Annotated in this window: 15 protein-coding genes and 2 pseudogenes; 12 read left to right on the top strand and 5 right to left on the bottom strand. The window is 56.3% G+C overall.

Features of this window, described 5'->3' with window-relative positions:
* Positions 1-207: 207 nt before the first annotated feature.
* The 4 genes and pseudogenes from IEX25_RS20475 to IEX25_RS18925 all read left to right on the top strand — a co-directional run.
* Positions 208-435 (top strand): annotated as a pseudogene (locus IEX25_RS20475) (IS3 family transposase); the annotation flags it as partial.
* Complete coding sequence (locus tag IEX25_RS20470; protein ID WP_368856831.1) at positions 327-758, top strand: DDE-type integrase/transposase/recombinase; 432 nt, start codon at positions 327-329, stop codon at positions 756-758. The pseudogene IEX25_RS20475 and the gene IEX25_RS20470, both read left to right, overlap by 109 nt.
* A 250-nt stretch (positions 759-1,008) precedes the next feature.
* Positions 1,009-1,454 (top strand): annotated as a pseudogene (locus tag IEX25_RS18930) (IS110 family transposase); the annotation flags it as partial.
* A 35-nt stretch (positions 1,455-1,489) separates the two neighbouring features.
* Positions 1,490-1,750 carry a hypothetical protein gene (locus IEX25_RS18925; protein ID WP_229665469.1) on the top strand — a complete coding sequence of 87 codons (261 nt, stop codon included), beginning with the start codon at positions 1,490-1,492 and terminating at the stop codon, positions 1,748-1,750.
* A 473-nt stretch (positions 1,751-2,223) separates the two neighbouring features.
* On the opposite strand, the gene IEX25_RS18920 is transcribed toward IEX25_RS18925, so the two are convergent.
* Genes IEX25_RS18920 through IEX25_RS18910 form a run of 3 tightly spaced genes read right to left on the bottom strand, consistent with a single transcriptional unit; the run spans position 2,224 to position 4,092 of the window.
* The gene (locus IEX25_RS18920; RefSeq protein WP_188717238.1) at positions 2,224-2,505 is read right to left on the bottom strand and encodes a hypothetical protein; all 282 of its coding nucleotides are present in this window, start codon (positions 2,503-2,505) and stop codon (positions 2,224-2,226) included.
* A gap of 59 nt (positions 2,506-2,564) precedes the next feature.
* Positions 2,565-3,191: an AAA family ATPase gene (locus IEX25_RS18915; RefSeq protein WP_188717237.1), complete on the bottom strand. Its 627-nt coding sequence runs from the start codon at positions 3,189-3,191 to the stop codon at positions 2,565-2,567.
* Positions 3,192-3,246: 55 nt separating this feature from the next.
* Positions 3,247-4,092, bottom strand: a complete 846-nt coding sequence (locus IEX25_RS18910) for a replication initiation protein (RefSeq protein WP_188717236.1) — start codon at positions 4,090-4,092, stop codon at positions 3,247-3,249.
* Between the two features lie 401 nt (positions 4,093-4,493).
* Here IEX25_RS18910 and IEX25_RS18905 point away from each other — a divergent pair, with 401 nt between their 5' ends.
* Both IEX25_RS18905 and IEX25_RS18900 read left to right on the top strand, forming a co-directional pair.
* Positions 4,494-4,682, top strand: a complete 189-nt coding sequence (locus tag IEX25_RS18905; RefSeq protein WP_188717235.1) for a type II toxin-antitoxin system HicA family toxin — start codon at positions 4,494-4,496, stop codon at positions 4,680-4,682.
* A gap of 58 nt (positions 4,683-4,740) precedes the next feature.
* On the top strand, positions 4,741-5,136 hold the full coding sequence (locus tag IEX25_RS18900; protein ID WP_188717234.1) for a type II toxin-antitoxin system HicB family antitoxin: 396 nt from the start codon (positions 4,741-4,743) through the stop codon (positions 5,134-5,136).
* 71 nt (positions 5,137-5,207) lie between these two features.
* Here IEX25_RS18900 and IEX25_RS18895 read toward each other — a convergent pair whose 3' ends face one another.
* Both IEX25_RS18895 and IEX25_RS18890 read right to left on the bottom strand, forming a co-directional pair.
* On the bottom strand, positions 5,208-7,052 hold the full coding sequence (locus tag IEX25_RS18895) for a type IV secretory system conjugative DNA transfer family protein (RefSeq protein ID WP_188717233.1): 1,845 nt from the start codon (positions 7,050-7,052) through the stop codon (positions 5,208-5,210).
* Positions 7,049-7,336, bottom strand: a complete 288-nt coding sequence (locus tag IEX25_RS18890; RefSeq protein ID WP_188717232.1) for a mobilization protein — start codon at positions 7,334-7,336, stop codon at positions 7,049-7,051. Before IEX25_RS18890 ends, IEX25_RS18895 begins: the two co-directional genes overlap by 4 nt.
* 235 nt (positions 7,337-7,571) lie before the next feature.
* Here IEX25_RS18890 and mobQ point away from each other — a divergent pair, with 235 nt between their 5' ends.
* The 6 genes from mobQ to tnpC form a co-directional block, all read left to right on the top strand.
* The gene (gene mobQ / locus IEX25_RS18885) at positions 7,572-8,738 is read left to right on the top strand and encodes a MobQ family relaxase (protein WP_188717231.1); all 1,167 of its coding nucleotides are present in this window, start codon (positions 7,572-7,574) and stop codon (positions 8,736-8,738) included.
* A 679-nt stretch (positions 8,739-9,417) separates the two neighbouring features.
* Entirely contained in the window at positions 9,418-11,853 is a 2,436-nt protein-coding gene (locus IEX25_RS18880) for a stealth family protein (protein WP_229665467.1), read from the top strand.
* 230 nt (positions 11,854-12,083) lie between these two features.
* Positions 12,084-13,667, top strand: coding sequence for a stealth family protein (locus IEX25_RS18875; protein ID WP_188717227.1), 1,584 nt, complete (start codon positions 12,084-12,086; stop codon positions 13,665-13,667).
* 575 nt (positions 13,668-14,242) lie between these two features.
* A complete protein-coding gene (locus tag IEX25_RS20465) occupies positions 14,243-14,473 on the top strand; it encodes a transposase (protein WP_188717225.1) in 231 nt (76 codons plus the stop codon).
* 133 nt (positions 14,474-14,606) lie between these two features.
* A complete protein-coding gene (gene tnpB / locus IEX25_RS18865) occupies positions 14,607-14,954 on the top strand; it encodes an IS66 family insertion sequence element accessory protein TnpB (protein WP_127899071.1) in 348 nt (115 codons plus the stop codon).
* 62 nt (positions 14,955-15,016) lie between these two features.
* Positions 15,017-16,082 (top strand): IS66 family transposase (tnpC, locus tag IEX25_RS18860; protein ID WP_188717240.1); only part of this gene is annotated, 1,066 nt, incomplete at its 3' end.

The following is a 16,082-nucleotide window of genomic DNA, read 5'->3' as shown; positions in this document are numbered from 1 at the left end:
CCATCGTCACGCTCATGCGCAAGCTCATCGAGACTGCCAACGCTCTCGTCAAAGCCGATCGCAATTGGACACCCAATCCTGCTTGACCAAGACGGATACTCACAATGGAGCTGGATCTTGCCAAAAAAACACCGCGAAGCCTGGGCGCGAACGGCAGCGAGAGATCCTTCGTGATCAGCGGCCCCGGGGCGGCTCCATCCGACGAGGGTGCAAAGCCATGAGCCTGCCGCACAGCACCTATTACTACCGCTCGACCAAGGCTGCACCTGCAGGGCTGACGACGCCGAACTCGTCGCCATCATCGAAGATATCCAGGATGAGTTGCCCTGCTATGGCCATCGACGCGTGACCCACGAGCTTCGGCGCCGCAGACTTGCGATCAATCACAAAAAGGTAGCGCGGGTCATGCGAGAGGCAGGACTTGGCATCAAGCCCCGCAGGCGCTTTGTGCGCACGACCGACAGCCGGCACGACTCTCCGATCTTCCCCAACCTGTATCGCAACATCATCCCCGATCAACCGGACAAGGCTGGGTCGCAGACTTTACTTACATCCGTGTCGCAATCGGTTTTTGCTATCTGGCCGTCATCCTGGATGCCTGCAGCCGCAAGGTTGTTGGCTATGCGCTGTCGCGGCACTTGGACACGGAACTGGCGCTCGCCGCCTTGCGTGCGGCCGTCATTAGCAGAAACCCTCCAAAGGGCTGCATCCATCATGCCGATAGTCAGAAGATTGTAGCCAGCTCCTGGACGGTCTGACTCTCACAGCGATGGACCGTCTGATAGTCTGGCGCCGCAAGGCGCCCCGGTGTGGTTTGACCCACACTCCGATCGACCGACGTGTCTCTCCCCGGACCTGTCGACCGCCCGGGAGCGCCTTGCGGTGAGGCTTCGCCTCGTCGGTGCTTGTGACCCGAGAAGGGCCTGACCGCCTCGGTCTCGTGATTGTCCTGTCCATGCATTCGGTCGGGGGAAGCAGCTGCACAGCTTGCAACCCGGGAGGCCCGACATGGACAAAACAAACATCACACCACGTCGCGTAATCGGCGGCGTTGATACGCACAAGGACCTGCATGTCGCAGCCGTTGTCGATGACCGCGACAGCATCCTTGAAACCCGAAGCTTTGCCTCGACCCGGCAGGGTTATCGTCAGATGCTCGCCTGGATGCGCGGCTTTGGTGAGCTCGAGCGCATTGGCATTGAGTCCACGGGCAGCTATGGCGCGGGCCTCCTGCGCTTTCTGCAGGCCGCCGGCGTCCAAGTGCTCGAGATCACCGCGACCGACCGGCAGGACCGTCGTCGGCGGGGCAAGAACGACGATCTCGATGCCCAGAATGCAGCCCATGCCACCTTTGCCGGCATCCGGGCTGTCACCCGGCGATCCCGCGATGGATGGTGGAATCCCTCAGGGTTCTCAAGGTTTGCCGCAAGACCGCCGTCACTGCGCAACGGGTGCTCGCCTGCACAGGCGAAAGCACGAACTGCTGAAGGTGCTGGAGCGACCTGAGATCCCGCTCCACACCAATCCCTCGGAAAACGACCTGCGGGCCTGCGTGACCAAGCGTCGGATCTCGGGCGGCACGATGAGCGCCGATGGCCGCCAGGCCCGCGACGTGATGCTCGGGCTTATGAAGACCTGCCGCAAGCTTGGCATCTCCTTCTTCGCTTATCTGGGTGATCGCCTCGGCATCAGCGGCACTGGAGAGCACATCCCCCCGCTGCCCGATCTCGTGGGCGCGCAACCAGCGTAAACTCACCCCGCCCCGGAATCTGCTCCGGTTACCCAGGCACGCAATCGGATGCTTCTGCAGAGGCCGAAGGTCTTTTCGGCCCAGCGCCGCATAACTTCTTCCATCTGCGGATCACCTGGGCGCCTTGGGAACTGGCCGCCTGATAAGCCCCAAGGCATCTCTTGCTCTCAATATTAAGGAAAGATTCTCAGCAGCTTCACGGGAGAGCAGGCGGCGAAATAAGGGTAACTGTCTATTTTCTCCGATAACACAATCGTCCTCAAGCGGCCGTTTTCTTATGTATATTGATTTTGTATGCAGGGCAACTAACAGCCCCACCTTGGAGCCATCTATGCCTCTCATCGGCTATGCCCGCGTCTCGACCGGCGAACAGACGCTTGATCCGCAACCAGACAGGGGTAGGCCTCCAAGCAGTTCCAATTGAACGCATGCATTTGTGCACAAGTGCATTCCTGAAGCTCTGCTTGTTTGCATTAATCTCCAAACGCACGGCCAGCCTCATGGCGCTTCCATAGCTCATTTAGCGCATGTTCGATTAGTTCGGAATTGGTCATGTCCAAGCGCGCTCGCAAGATCGCCACTCGCTCAAGGATTGGATCGCCCTTGTCAAAGTAAGCACCTAAATGCTTCTGCCCTACCCTCTTGCCGACGGCCTTCTCGGGCTTCTCCACATTTAGCCTTGCCGGCTCGACTGCAACTGGCTCCGGCTCTGCGCCTTTCCCCATAGCCGCTAATAGCGGATTTACCTTCTTCATTCTTGCAATCCTGCTTTACTGATATCTTGCAAATGTGCACATTTGCAATGATTGCTCGCTCATTTACTGTTTTGCATTTCGGCATGAACCCATTCCCACAGGCTTGCAACCTCATGGGCCGCCTTGCTGGTTGCGTCGATTTCTTGCACCGAGCGACCCGAGGCGCTGGCATCCCGGTGCGCTTTGCGGCGATGCAGGACTACAGGGGCAGCTTGCGCGCCCATCGCTTCAATCACCTCGCGGGTTTGCGTGACCTCTGAGGGCCCAGTCGGATTGGCCATGTTGATGATGGCCCAGACTGGGCGTCCGAAACCACGGCACAGGCGCAGGGTACGTGGCATCTGTTCCAACGGCTCAACATCTGGCGTCGTCGGGATCAGCACCAGATCTGCAACTTCGACAGCGGCTGGCGCCTCGGTTGAGCGAGCAGGGGGCGTGTCGATGATCACTAGGTCGGCTGCGCCCTTGGCTTGTTCTAGCCGCTTGGGCAATTCGTTCTCGGTGGAGAACACAACAACCGGCATATCAGCTTCGCGGCGTTCGCCCCATTGGCTCACGCTCTGCTGCGCGTCCATGTCGAGAATTAGGACCGACAGCCCGTCCCGGGCCGCCGCAACAGCCAGTGATCGGGCAAGGGTGGATTTGCCGACTCCGCCTTTCTGCATAGCAATCGTGATAATCTGCATTGTTGCCCCTTTGCATTTGTGCACAGTTGCACCTGTGCATGCACACTGACCTGGATCATCCGTCCAGTTCTTCGACCAGCGTCTCCGGTAGGGCAGGGGAGAACAGATCGCCTTGCTGCCCTTTTTGTGCCTGCCACTGCGCTTTTTGCTCATCGACCGTCTTGAGCCACCATGACACTCTAAGCTTAGTAATCTTCCGGCCCAGCTTCTCGACTACATCGATGCGGCACGAGAAGGGGGCAAGCATATTGACCTCTGCAACGGCGGGCTCGATCGCCTTACGGCGCAGAGCTGCAAACGAGACTAGCTTGCCCTCTGGGACACCGAGATAGTCCCGCAGTTCCTCTGTCTCAAAATCGTTGTAGAAGACGTGCTTCAAGCCGATCCGCTTGGCGATGATCTCATAGAGGGCCATGCCGTATTTCGTCGCGAAGCCATGAAGGATTTGCATTTCAAGGCGCGCGAAGATCTGGCTGTCCCGCAGGATTGGCAGCAGCTTCGGATGCAGTTCATAGGTCAGCATCGTCGCGATTCCTGGACCGAACTTCTCGATATCGGTTGGACCGAGAAGGTGAACGTTCCGAGTCGAACCATCAGACATACGCACTCGAACGACCGTCTGCATAAGGCTTAGTATTGCCTCTGTGACGCGATCGTTTGAAGTGTGATTGCCGCGTAGCTCGGCGAAAGGGATCCGGTATTCCTGACCCTCTGCCGCCATGTGAGGCCCGAAGGCATTGGACAGAAGCTGATTGTAAATCCGGCGCGCGGCAAGCGTGATTTTCTCACCGCCTCGGACCTCGATCAGCTCAGCCGGCTTGATGACCTCGCCGTGCCGCTGAAAGGCACTAAGCGTGCCGCCATTGCTATGGTGACTTTTGGGGCGAGGTTCGTCCCGCATCTATTGTAACCCGCGCTGCTTACGCGGTCACAATAGGGCCAAAGCGCTTGTTTTGGGAAGAAGAATGGTTGGTATAGGCCTAAAATCGCCTTACCTCGCCCCAAAAGTCACCATAGCGTCGAAGACGTGGTGAGGTCGCCCCAAAAGTCACAATACCTCGCCCCAAAAGTCACAATACCTCGCCCCAAAAGTCACAATGCCTCGCCCCAAAAGTCACCTTCATGAATAATTGTTCAATTATTTCAGATAGTTAAGTTCACTAAAATGGAAGAAAATAAAATAAAGAAAACTGATCTAGCAAGAACTAAGCAGGACTGTGGATAACGCACTTGTTCGCACACTGCCGATTGACAGACTCAAGCATGGGTAAGTATTTATATACTCATGCAAGGCGGAAATTGATGGAACTGGAAACCAACTCACGAAAGCTTCTGGTCCTGTTGAAAGCGGAAGGGTTCGAGGAAGTGTCAAAGAAAGGATCACACCTCAAACTGAGGAGAGGAGAGCGAACTGTCATCCTGCCGCACCCAAAGAAAGACCTGCCTCTTGGAACAGTCAGAAGCATCTACCAGCAGGCTGGGCTGCTATAGCCTCGTTGCCCCGTCGACCTTCAATCAACCTCAACGTGTCTGCCTTCTAGGTAATCTCATGCGCTACTTCACCGCTATCGTCCATCAAGACGGGGAAAGCGCCTTCGGCTTAACCTTCCCCGACCTTCCCGGCTGTTTTGCTGCGGCTGATAACTGGAACGCCATTCCTGCCGCAGCCACCGAAGCCCTCGACCTCTGGTTTGAGGATATGCCCCATGTTGAACCTTCAAGCCTTGATACGTTGCGTGAATCCAACGCTGTGAGGGAGGAAATGGCAGCGGGCGGCATCCTGTTGCCTATTCCCTATATCCCTGCCGATACGGCGGTTGAACGGGTGAATATCACGATCGAGCGAGGCTTGCTGCGTGCGATTGATGAAACGGCCAAGTCCCGAGGAATGACCCGATCATCGTTTTTGGCATCGGCTGCCCGGCATGAGTTGACAGGAGCCTAACGCAAAGAGGCCGGCCCTGGGTTTTAAGCCGAGGGGCGGATCATGCCTTCTGACAGGGGCTTCGTAGGGTTTCAATTCAGCGGATTTTGATCCCATTTCCCGTGGTAGGCCTTGCTCTCGCGATACCGATTGAGCTTGGCCCTGAGGGGGCTACGGTTGCCGACCAGGAGCAGGAGTTCATCGGGCTTCATCGCCATGATCTGCTGTCCGGTCATGAGCTTCTGACGCTGCTCGGCGTAAGACAGATCGCCCCTGCCGGTGAGACTGCGATCCTCCTTGATCTGCTGGGAATAGATCGTGCCTTCACCGAGATGGCGGGCCGCCCAGTCAGCGGTCTCGATGTCATTGAGGTTGAAGAGGCGCTTGGTGATGCAGGAGCCGAAAATGCTGCGGGCATCGTTCTGGCCATAGGCTTCCACCACTTGGCCGGTGTCCTGGGTCACGAACAACGCCTCGAAGCCCACGCCAGCGGCGACGTTGGCGATGTTCATGATCTGCTCCATGCGTCCCATGCGCACGAACTCATCAAGAGCCAAAAGGATGGGCGCCTTGACCCTGCGCCGGCCGTCCTGGCGGACGACCAGGCCCAGCACGAGGTTGATGAACAGGCGCATGAACACCGCCTGCTTGTCGATCTGGTCGAGCGGCACGGCGATGAAGAGATCGATCCTGTCGTCCAGCAGATCGTCCATGCGGAAGCTGGAGCGCTTCAGGAAGTGGCGCATCGCATCCGACTGCATCCAGGCAAAGGCCTTGGCGATGGAGGTCTGGATGCTGCCGCGCTCCCGGTCTCCCGCGCGGAGAATGGTGGCGGCAATCTGCGCGGGCCGGTGCCCGACCAGATCGGCATTCTCGGCCCAGGCTTGGAGGGTGTCATCCAGGTCTGGCGCCAGGAGAAGATCCGCCACCCTGACAAGGGTACGGTGCTCCGGCTCTTCCTGGGTGACGACAACCTCGATGGCGCCGGCCACCAACTCGCGGGCCATTTCTGCGAAATGGGCGCCGTCGCCCTTTTCCGGGCGGACCAGGCCATCGGCCAGGAGCGGGATGTCGCGGGACAGCTCATGGGGGCGGATGTAGTCGAGCGGATTGACCTGATCGGCTGAGTCTTCGATGACCCCGAATGGGTTCAGCACCACCACCTGTCGGCCCAAGCTCTGTCGATGGCGCCGAGTGACAGCGAAGTTCTCGCCCTTGATGTCGAGAACCACCACCGGGCCCTGATGATCGAGGATGGCCGGGATCACGGCGCTGACCCCCTTGCCGCCGCGGGTTCCCGCAACGACCAGGTGATGGCCACCACGCCAGCCTTTGGCGTCATCCTTGGCATAGCGCAGCAGCTTGCCGCCATAGAGCGCCAGCGGCATGCCGGTCTTGTTGCGGGCCAGGCGGGCAATGTCGCGTGGCTCCATCCAGCCGGCCCGCCAGGGACCGGAGCGGGATTGGCGGTTGCGGCGAAAGCGGGGATCGAAGGCGGCCCGCAGCGGCGTGATGATCGCCAAGGCGATCACCACAAGCCCGACACCCCCACCGATCAGGACCGCTTGCTGATGGTCTTCGGGGAAGCGCCCAAAGCCCTTGAACGTTTCCCAGACACTGCGGGGCAGGGGCACACCCGCTGCGGCCCAGGACCGGTAGGTCTCCGAGATGGCCTGCAGAGCCGCCTGGAGCGGCCATAGGGCAGGGAGAGCCGCTCCGGCCAGGCAGGACCATGCCGCGATCTTCCAGGGCGCTCTGCGGCCCTCTGAGGCGTTCCCCAGCGTGTCGAGGATCGCAGCCCCCGCCAGCAGCGGGATGGCGTAGAGGGTGAGCGGATAGATCGAGAGCAATTGTGGCAGGCCCCGGAAGGCCAAGCCCGCGATCAGGACCGCCCCCACCATCAGGATCCAGTGGCGGGGCTCCAGGACGAGGTTCATGACGGTTCTCCGGTGTCTTCGGGAAAGAGGCGCTGCCAGAGACCGCGCTTGCCATCCCGCTCGGTCAGGCGGCTTGGCAGTTCACGGCGCACGAAGTCTCGGAGGGCAGGATCATCCCTCAGCCGTTCATAGACCAGCGAGCCGAGCAGCCAGGTGATGCGGTTGTCGTTCCTGCGGTCGATCTCCCCCTGGCGGGCATCGATAGCCTGCATCCGGGCCTCCAGCTGAGCCGTCTTCCGGGCCAGTTCTTCCAGGCGGGTGAGGGGATCAGGATGAGCAGGCATCGCGGCACCTCCAGGTCTGAGGAGCACAACCGTAGCGGGTGAGACAGCTGTTGAATAGGTCTAAATGCGCGCTTATACATTGTCTTCGACAATGTGCGCGTCCTCATAGGGCTTCGCCCCGCGCCGGACGGTTTCCCCCCATGCGGCTCTGCCGCATGCACGAGGGCTGCCCGCCCTCGCACTCCCGGCCAGCGGAACAGCCGCTGGACCCTGTTTGGTGAAAGGCTGAGGCGGCGTGGCGATCTATCATCTCAGCGCCAAGGTAATCGGCCGGAAGGGCGGGCGCTCCTCTGTGGCCGCTGCGGCCTACCGGGCCGGGGGGCGGCTGCGGGACGAGCGCCAGGGGATCGAGCATGACTACAGCCGCAAGGGCGGGGTCGTGCATGCCGAGATCCTGGCCCCCGAGACTGCACCGGACTGGATGCGCGATCGGGACCGGCTGTGGAATGCCGTGGAGGCTGTTGAGCGCCGCAAGGATGCGCAGCTGGCCCGGGAGATCGAGGTTGCCCTTCCCCGTGAGTTGGACCGGGGGGAGCGGCTGGAGCTCTTGCGCGGCTTTGTGCAGCGGCAGTTCGTGGATCGCGGGATGATTGCCGATCTGGCCGTCCACGAGGGACGGGCGCGCGACGGGCATGGCCAGCCGCATGCCCATGTGATGCTCACATTGCGCGCGCTGACCGGCGACGGCTTTGGCAAGAAGGACCGCTCCTGGAACGAGCCTGAGCTGCTGCTGGGCTGGCGGGAAGCCTGGGCGCGAGAGGCCAATGCCGCCTTGGAGCGGGCAGGGCGCTCGGAGCGGATCGATCATCGATCTCTTCCCGTGCAGCGCGCGGAGGTGGAACGGGAGGCCACACGGGCGCGGGACGCTGGGCAGGAGGAGCGCGCGCGTCAGCTTGAGGTCAAGGTAGTGGAGCTCGCGCGCGAGCCCGAGCCGAAGATCGGGCCTGCGGCCAATGCCCTGGAGAAGCGCGGGATCGAGACCGAGCGCGGCAATGCCTTCCGGGCGGCCCAAGCGCGCAACGCGGAGCGGCGCGAATGGGGTTGGCGACAGCTGGAGCTGCGGTTTGAGCTGGCCGAGCGGGGCCGGGCCTTTGTGGCGGCGGCCCGCGAACGGATCGGGCAGCTTTGGCAGCGCGCCGAGGCGGCGATGGAGAACATCAGGGAGAGGGTGATGGGCCAGATGGAACGGTCAGACGGGTCGGCTGACAGGGAGGCGCGGCGGGCTGCCGTGCTGGGACGTGGCGGCGCCGAGGTGCAGCGCCAGAACCAGGACACTGGCCGAGAGCGGGTGGCGCCGGTCGAGCTTGACCCCGGACGCCGCGATGCCATCCTGGGCCGGCATCGGGATAATGGACAGGAGCGGCAGTCCGGCCCCGGACGAGATCAAGACAGGGAGCGATAACATGGCTATTCGATTTGGGTTTCCGCGGCGCATGCCTTGGGTCACCGCTAACGGCAGGTCCTACAAAGATGTTCACTTTGCCTATGTCGAGGGAGCTGTAGATGTAGGAGATATGGGGGTCTTCAATCCGAAGACCCATCAGGTGACCTGGATGAAGGGCGGAACAGCAACATGTCATGGCTATCCTATGGGAGAGCAGGGCAAGGTTGATCTGCTGATGGAGTACCTGGAGGCCGAGGACGACCAAAAGCGCGATGAGCTCAGGCCCAGGATCTATGACGCCCTAGGCCACATTCAGAGGCCTGACACACGTCCGATCGAAGACCCCGCCGAAAGACCGGAGATATCGCCTGCCAAACAGGGGGCATCCACACACGTCCCTCCGGCCCAACGGCGCAGACCTGGAAGCTGCCCTTCGCCAAGTCGATCGCCAACATGCTAATCATCGTCGTCACTGATCTGCCCTCCGTTCGGTTCCGATGGAACCATCATGGCATACGAGATGCCGTTGGGTGGGGGCATCCACCGCATCAGTTCAGTCCTGTGGGCGTTCTGTGATCGAGTTGTACAACACCAACCACCCGCACTCAGGGCTGAAGATGCGCTCGCCCCGCGAGTTCATTGTAGCTCAAACCGCAACCGCCTGAGTGTCCGGTGAAATGGGGGCATGACCAGATCGTTGCAGACCCACCTTGGCACACAGATGCCGTCGGGGGGCGGTCACATCATCAATGCCGAACCGACCCAATACCAAGTGATCGTAGGAATATTGAACATAGAGTGCAGCTATGTCACACGACTGAACAAGATGAAATTCGGCAGGAAATCAGTCGATCTATCCCCGTACACAGGAAGTATAAGCATGCCACAGGCTGGAGCACTTAAAACAAAGTTAAAGAAACACTCGCGGCGGATTGCAAAGGCAGTGTATCACAGATCTCCTTCAGCTGCTCAGAGTGTTTTGTCGCGCCTTTATTTTTTAATGAAAGCGCGTTCTCGCACAGAAGTAATGGATCTGCCACTTCAAAAATCCAAATATACCAAGCTTCGCCCGATATATGGCCCCCGAACTGATTTCAACTTCCGCGACGGTGCTCACCCTTGGATTCAGCTATGTCATCACTTTAAACTACGAACTGGGGCGGTAACAGGTCACCCTGATCAATCCGTCCTCCTTCGCTCAGATTCCATTTCAAACTTTATTTCAGGGGCAGCTTTACTAACTCATCAGCTTGGATATTCCTTGCGCATATACAGCCCCAAAGGGCAATTCGAAGCTGATATTTCAGCTGCGGATCTGCTAGATATGTCAATCATTAATAAAGTAAGTTCTACATTATCGTCTAAGTCAGACTTTTCTCTGGAGATAATTGGAGAGTTAACAGACAACTTTGCCCTTGCAGTTTTCGTTTACGACGAGGAAGGCCCTAATTTCAGTGTGAGATCCCCTTCCGCTTTCATCCGGAAAGGGCGTCAAGATTCTTTTAACAAAATATATCCAAGAATTATAGATGAATTTGGCAAATGGGGTTTTGGGACGCCATGGCCTGTAGATATTGTTTATACTTGGGTCGACTCATCTGACGCTGGATGGCAGCGTATGTGGCATTCAGTGCATGGAGAGATTCCTCCTGATCGAGACAGATTTTCTTCAAGAAAAGAGTTACTATACTCGCTTCGCTCTGTCGCCAAGTTTCTCCCATGGTATAATAAGATATTTATTGTTTCAAACTGCCAGAGGCCTTCTTGGTTGGTTGAATCTTCAAAAGTAATCTGGGTCTCACATGAATCCATATTCGATCGTCCAGAAAATTTACCAACCTTTAACTCTCATGCAATAGAAGCCTGTCTGCACAAGATTCCAGGGCTTCAAGATCGTTTCATATATTTCAATGACGATATGGTGCTAACATCTCCAGCCTACTATTCCGACTTCTATGACAAATCAGGTAGAAGTATATCTTATCTAGAGGAATACGGAATTGTTTGGGATGGAAATAATTTTGACTCTGATAAGCAGTATCTACAGCCAGCTATCAATTCAGATATTTTGTTGCGAACAAGGTTTCCTGAATATCGCTCTCGCCAGTTGCATAAACACTCCCCTTATGCCTTGCGGAAGGGCGTGATTGAAGAATTAGAGGCGATGTTTCCTGACGCGTTCTCGCGGACACGTGAAAGCCGAATACGTGATCAAAATGATTTCAATATAACGTCTTTTTTCTATCACCACTATGCAATTGCTACAGGGCGCGCCACAGAATCAACTGCGCCTTACAAAATAGTACGGCCAACAAATATTGGCGGGATAATTGCAGGGGGGCCTAGGAAATATAAGTTTCTGTGCTTCAATGATGGGGATGGAAGTTCAAGCAATAGTGCTTATGAGTCTCAGTTTTTTGAAATTGTAAATCGCTTATTTCCAAGCAGGTCTGAGTTCGAGACTGACCTGCGGCAATGGCCTCGGATAAAGATGTCTAAATCTATAATGGCCTATTACCCTCGAGTTAGCAGAGTGCCTTACTTGCGGAGCATGCTTGGTGATGCGCAACCTTCTGTCGATGATGGAACTTTAGGTCTTTGGAGGAACGCAGTTCAGAGTTGGAGCATGGCTGATCAGTCGTGCGATTATCACATGGTTGTACAGGATGATGCGCTCGTCGCTTCCGACTTCTATGCACGATTAGAGCAATATCTTAAAGAAGATAATGCTCCGGATGTCTTGTGCTTGTTCTATCGGATGAAATCTAAAAATACGCACGCTGAGTTCAATTCGGCTGGATTGAACTCTTGGAAGGAGGGTGGGTTCTTTTTTGATAGGCTCCAGTTTGCTGTTTGTGTTGTTATCAGGACAGAGTTAATAGGAGACATGCTTCGTTATGGAAATGATCTGTCAGAAGAGAAATATGCCAACGTTGATGACCTGCGGTTCTCCGCTTTTTTCAAAAAACGTGGGATTAAAACTTTTTATACATTGCCGTCTTTAGTGGACCACGAGGGAACAATCGAGTCGACGGTTCGTGAGGGAGGGCTAGGTAGGATCGCAGCGTGGTTTGCTGATGGGCCTAATGGTCTCGCAGCGGAGTGTGAGCGGCGTTCGGCAAAGGGGGACTAGTAGTTCATAGTGCCTTGATGAAGATAAGCCGCATGATTACGGCTAAGTTAAGTAGACTCGCTGGGGCGACTTTGATCTGCTATAGGCGAGTCTACTTCACAGGCGGGTGCGCAATAAAAATTATAATTTTAAAATTAACCAGATCCAATGAGCACCTACCCAATACTTATAACGCTCACTTGCTTTTGATCTCGAAAGCAGAAAGAACTTTTTGATAAGTAGGGTGTGATATGCTGTCGCTGATAAAGAGACGCGCGTTGCGATTGGTTTTTAATATAAAAAAAATAAGTAATTACGTTACTGCCAGCCTGCTCCATCCACAGCTATTTTTCTTAGCCGTTCGGTATGTGGTCTGTAAATGTATTCGATTCTTTCACGGGCTCATCCGTGCGGGAATTCCTAAGTTCGCCTGTCAAAAACATAAAATAGAAACAGATACGTGCAGTAGAGCCGATTTGCTCGCCTTGCTAGGCCGCATAATGGGCGTTGTAGTGCTTCGAGAAGATAAAATGAACCTTGTTATTGGGGTTCGAGATGTTGATTTTCAGAAAGCAATAATTACTCTGCGTGACAAATTCCCAATAGAACGTTTGATAATAGATGGAATTTCCGGTGAGCGCAACGACGCAAATATATGGAGAGCTTATACTGCAAGCCAAGTTAGTTTTGTTTTTTCAAGTGGAGAGCGAGTTGATTTAGAGAGTTATGAGCGTCGCGGGGCTCAATACTGGCTATCTAAAAACAAAAAAAATCGCAGTGCACGCGCTATATACGAAGATATTCTAGAAAAGCCTGGAGTAATTTACCTTTCTAAAATTCTCCCAGCATTGACTCTGGAACAAAAAGCTCAATGTGAGCCGGTTGATGTTGTATATACATGGGTAAACCATCGTGATCAGGAATGGGCTAAGAGTTTTTCATACCATCTTAACCTCCTAAACGGCCAAGCAAAGAAACCTGAGGGCATAAATGATTCTATGTCTATATCGCGATTTCATTCCATAGATGAGCTGCGATACTCTCTCCGATCAGTTCATAAAAACTTACCTTGGTCGAGGCGAATTCATGTACTAACTAATTGCGCTCCTCCAAGCTGGTTAGATGTCGATCATGAGCAAATAAATTGGATTGATCACCAGCAGATCATTCCTGATGACTATCTGCCCACATTCTCTTCCCATGTTATTGAAAGCTATCTTCATCACATTCCCGGGTTAACAAATCGATTCATCTACATGAACGACGATTTTTTTGTAGTATCGCCAAAGGACAAGCTGTTTTTCTTTAGTGAAACCGGAAACACCCGAGCTTTCCTGGAAGATTTTGGAGTAGTCTCTGGCTCTTGCCGAGATACGGATCCTGATTACCTCAATGCTTCGAGAAATTCGGCAAATCTGTTGCTTAATGAGCTAGATTTTTGGCCAACGCGCCTGCACAAACATACTCCCTATTCTCTTAAAAGAGATATTCTCATGGAGATTGAAGGTAAATGGAAATCTGATTTTTCGATCTTCAGGCGGAATAAGTTTCGCAGCATCAACGATTTGAATCTGACCTCGTTCCTCTACCATCACTATGCTCTTGCTACTGGCCGGGCTGAGGTTGCATCGGTCAAGCTATCTTTGGTTATGCCGATTGATGTGCGCTGGCAAAATCGGCTGAGTACTGCTCTCTGTGGAGACGTCGATGTCTTGTGTATTAACGAAGGAGGCGTTCTTCGACCCGCACCGAACTGGCATTCTAGCGTTTCCCGTTTTCTGCAAAATAGCTTCTTTCAACCTGCTCCTTGGGAGCAGCATGACGGCCATGTGTAAGACGTAAGTGGTCTTGCGGTAGATGGTATAGCGCGACAATCTAGGTGAGATCTCGTATTGCCGCACCCCAAAATGTTCCTGATCGCTCGGGCCGTTGCCTAGACTGAATGTTCTAGATTGGTTCCTGCTTCCTTCCTGAGAGACGGGAGCGGATGGCCTGTGACGCGCGAAGCTTCCACATTGCACAGCGCGTCACAGACCATTAGCGGTGTCGCGCAGGGACCGACGCCAAACACTAGTTCCCATGGGCGTTGATGATGTGACCGCCCCCCGACGGCATCTGATGTGCCAAGGTGGGTCTGCAACGATCCACAAGGGGAGCGGTCACATCATCAACGCCGTTCCCATGCCAGCTTGCCTCTCCATACCTTCTGGCGACGTTGAACGGTTCGAAGCAATTGTACCGCCCGATTTCCACCCCTGCAATTTGGGGTGATTCTCTCCCCGTGGTTAAGGGGATGCGGAAGTAGAATTGTAACGGCCCGGTTGCTACCGCCTTTTGATCGCGCCCTCAGATCTTAAGCTACGTCGTTATTGACGTCGTTAACGACGTCGTATCGGGGAGCTGATATCTGGTGCGGCATGTTGAAGTTTTGGGACGGGAACGTCGCCGTCGGTGGTCGGATGCTGAGAAGCTGGGTGTTCTCGAGCGTGTCGGGGTCGACGGCAGGACAGTAGCGGATGTCGCGCGCGAGGCAGACCTGACGCGGCAACACATCTACCAGTGGCGTCAGGAGATGCGGCGCAAGGGTTTTGGCCCGTATCTGGTTCGGCGCTTTTCGTGCCAGTTGAGGAAGGCGATGTAGGGGCCGACCTAGCTTTGCCGTCCGGCCCGCCTTTGATGATTGAAGTATTGCTGCGCAATGGTCGGCAGCTTCGTTGTCCCGACACGGTCGATGACCATTCACTTGCGCGCCTGATCCGTGTTCTGGAGGCAGTGTGATCGGGCCCGGCACCGGTGTCCGGGTTTATCTGGCCTGCGGGGTGACTGACATGCGCAAGGGCATCGAGGGGTTGGCAGCCCTGGCGCAGGATCAGTTGCGCCAGAAGCCGGCAGGCGGGGCGGTGTTTGCGTTCCGCGGTCGGCGAGGCGACAGGTTGAAGCTCTTGTATTGGGATGGCCAGGGCTTCTGCCTTTACTACAAGGTTCTGGAACGCGGGCGCTTTCCCTGGCCGAGCAGCAAGGACGGGACTGCACGTCTGACATCGGCGCAGATGGCCATGCTGTGGGAGGGAATTGACTGGAGGCGGCCGGACTGGGGCGCGCCACCGGCCCGGGTCGGCTGATTTATCCTTTTGTAATTGCGTCTTTTTGTAGCGTTCGAGATGAGGATATGGTATCCATCATCATGTCCGGAACGACCACGCCACTGCCCAATGATCCTGCCGCCTTGAAGGCGATCATTGCCGCGTTGCAGGCAGAAAATCAGAAGATGTCGGCGAGCTTGCGCGCCCATGATCTGCTGGTTCAGGCGCTGCGCGTCCGGATTGCCAAATTGCAAAAGCAGAAGTTCGGAACCAGTTCGGAAAAGATCGAACGCGAGATCGAGCAGCTGGAGCTGGCTCTGGAAGACCTGCAGCTGGCTCTGGCCGAGGCCAATGACCTGGTGCCCTCTGCCGAGGAGGGGCCGGACATGGAAGCACAGGCCCCGGAACCGGCTGAACCCCAGGAAACCAAACGCCGCCGCCCGAAGGTCTCGAAGGACACGCCGCGCGAACGTCGCACGTATGATCCCGGCGAGAATTGCCCCGATTGCGGTGGCGATCTGCGGGTGATCGGTGAGGATGTCAGTGAACTGATCGACATGATCGCCGCGCAATTGAAGGTCATCGAGATCGCGCGCATCAAGAAGTCCTGCCGGCGCTGCGAGAAGATCGTCCAGGCCCCGGCTCCCAGCCGGCCGATCCCGCGCAGCATGGCGGGACCGAACCTGCTCGCCTATGTCCTGGTCTCGAAGTTCGATGACCATGTGCCGCTCTACAGGCAGAACGAGATCTTTGCCCGGATGGGCGCCGATATCGCCGACACGACGCTCGTGGACTGGTGCGGCGGGGCGATGAAAGCCTTGGCGCCGCTGATCGAAAAGATTGAGGCCGAGATCATGGCCAGCGATCTGCTCCATGCCGATGACACGCCCATCCGGGTTCTCGATCGCAGCAAGAGCGACAAGGGGCTCGGCAAGGGTGTCAGGAAGGGCAGGATCTGGGCTTACGTCCGCGATCAGCGCCCTTGGGCAGGCCAGGCCCCGCCCGGCGCGGTGTATCAGTTCGCCCCGGACTGGAAGGAAGACCATGTCCTCGGCCATCTGAGCCAGGCCGGCGGCATTCTTCAAGCAGATGGTTACAAGGGCTATGCCAAGCTCTATGCCCCCGATCTGGAGGGCAAGAGCCAGTTCCGCGAGGCCGCCTGCTGGG

Origin of the sequence: Paracoccus acridae (assembly GCF_014642735.1) — a bacterium.
GTDB classification, from domain to species: Bacteria; Pseudomonadota; Alphaproteobacteria; order Rhodobacterales; family Rhodobacteraceae; genus Paracoccus; species Paracoccus acridae.
The sequence above is the reverse complement of the archived record's forward strand: the minus strand, read 5'-3'. Positions and strand labels throughout refer to the sequence as shown.

What these genes read in the sequence shown, in the direction of transcription:
- IEX25_RS18875 (WP_188717227.1), top strand. Translation starts at nt 12,084, where the DNA reads ATGCTGTCGCTGATAAAGAGACGCGCGTTGCGATTGGTTTTTAATATA.
- IEX25_RS18920 (WP_188717238.1), bottom strand. Translation starts at nt 2,505, where the DNA reads ATGAAGAAGGTAAATCCGCTATTAGCGGCTATGGGGAAAGGCGCAGAG.
- IEX25_RS18915 (WP_188717237.1), bottom strand. Translation starts at nt 3,191, where the DNA reads ATGCAGATTATCACGATTGCTATGCAGAAAGGCGGAGTCGGCAAATCC.
- IEX25_RS18900 (WP_188717234.1), top strand. Translation starts at nt 4,741, where the DNA reads ATGCGCTACTTCACCGCTATCGTCCATCAAGACGGGGAAAGCGCCTTC.
- IEX25_RS18895 (WP_188717233.1), bottom strand. Translation starts at nt 7,052, where the DNA reads ATGAACCTCGTCCTGGAGCCCCGCCACTGGATCCTGATGGTGGGGGCG.
- IEX25_RS18910 (WP_188717236.1), bottom strand. Translation starts at nt 4,092, where the DNA reads ATGCGGGACGAACCTCGCCCCAAAAGTCACCATAGCAATGGCGGCACG.
- IEX25_RS18905 (WP_188717235.1), top strand. Translation starts at nt 4,494, where the DNA reads ATGGAACTGGAAACCAACTCACGAAAGCTTCTGGTCCTGTTGAAAGCG.
- IEX25_RS18890 (WP_188717232.1), bottom strand. Translation starts at nt 7,336, where the DNA reads ATGCCTGCTCATCCTGATCCCCTCACCCGCCTGGAAGAACTGGCCCGG.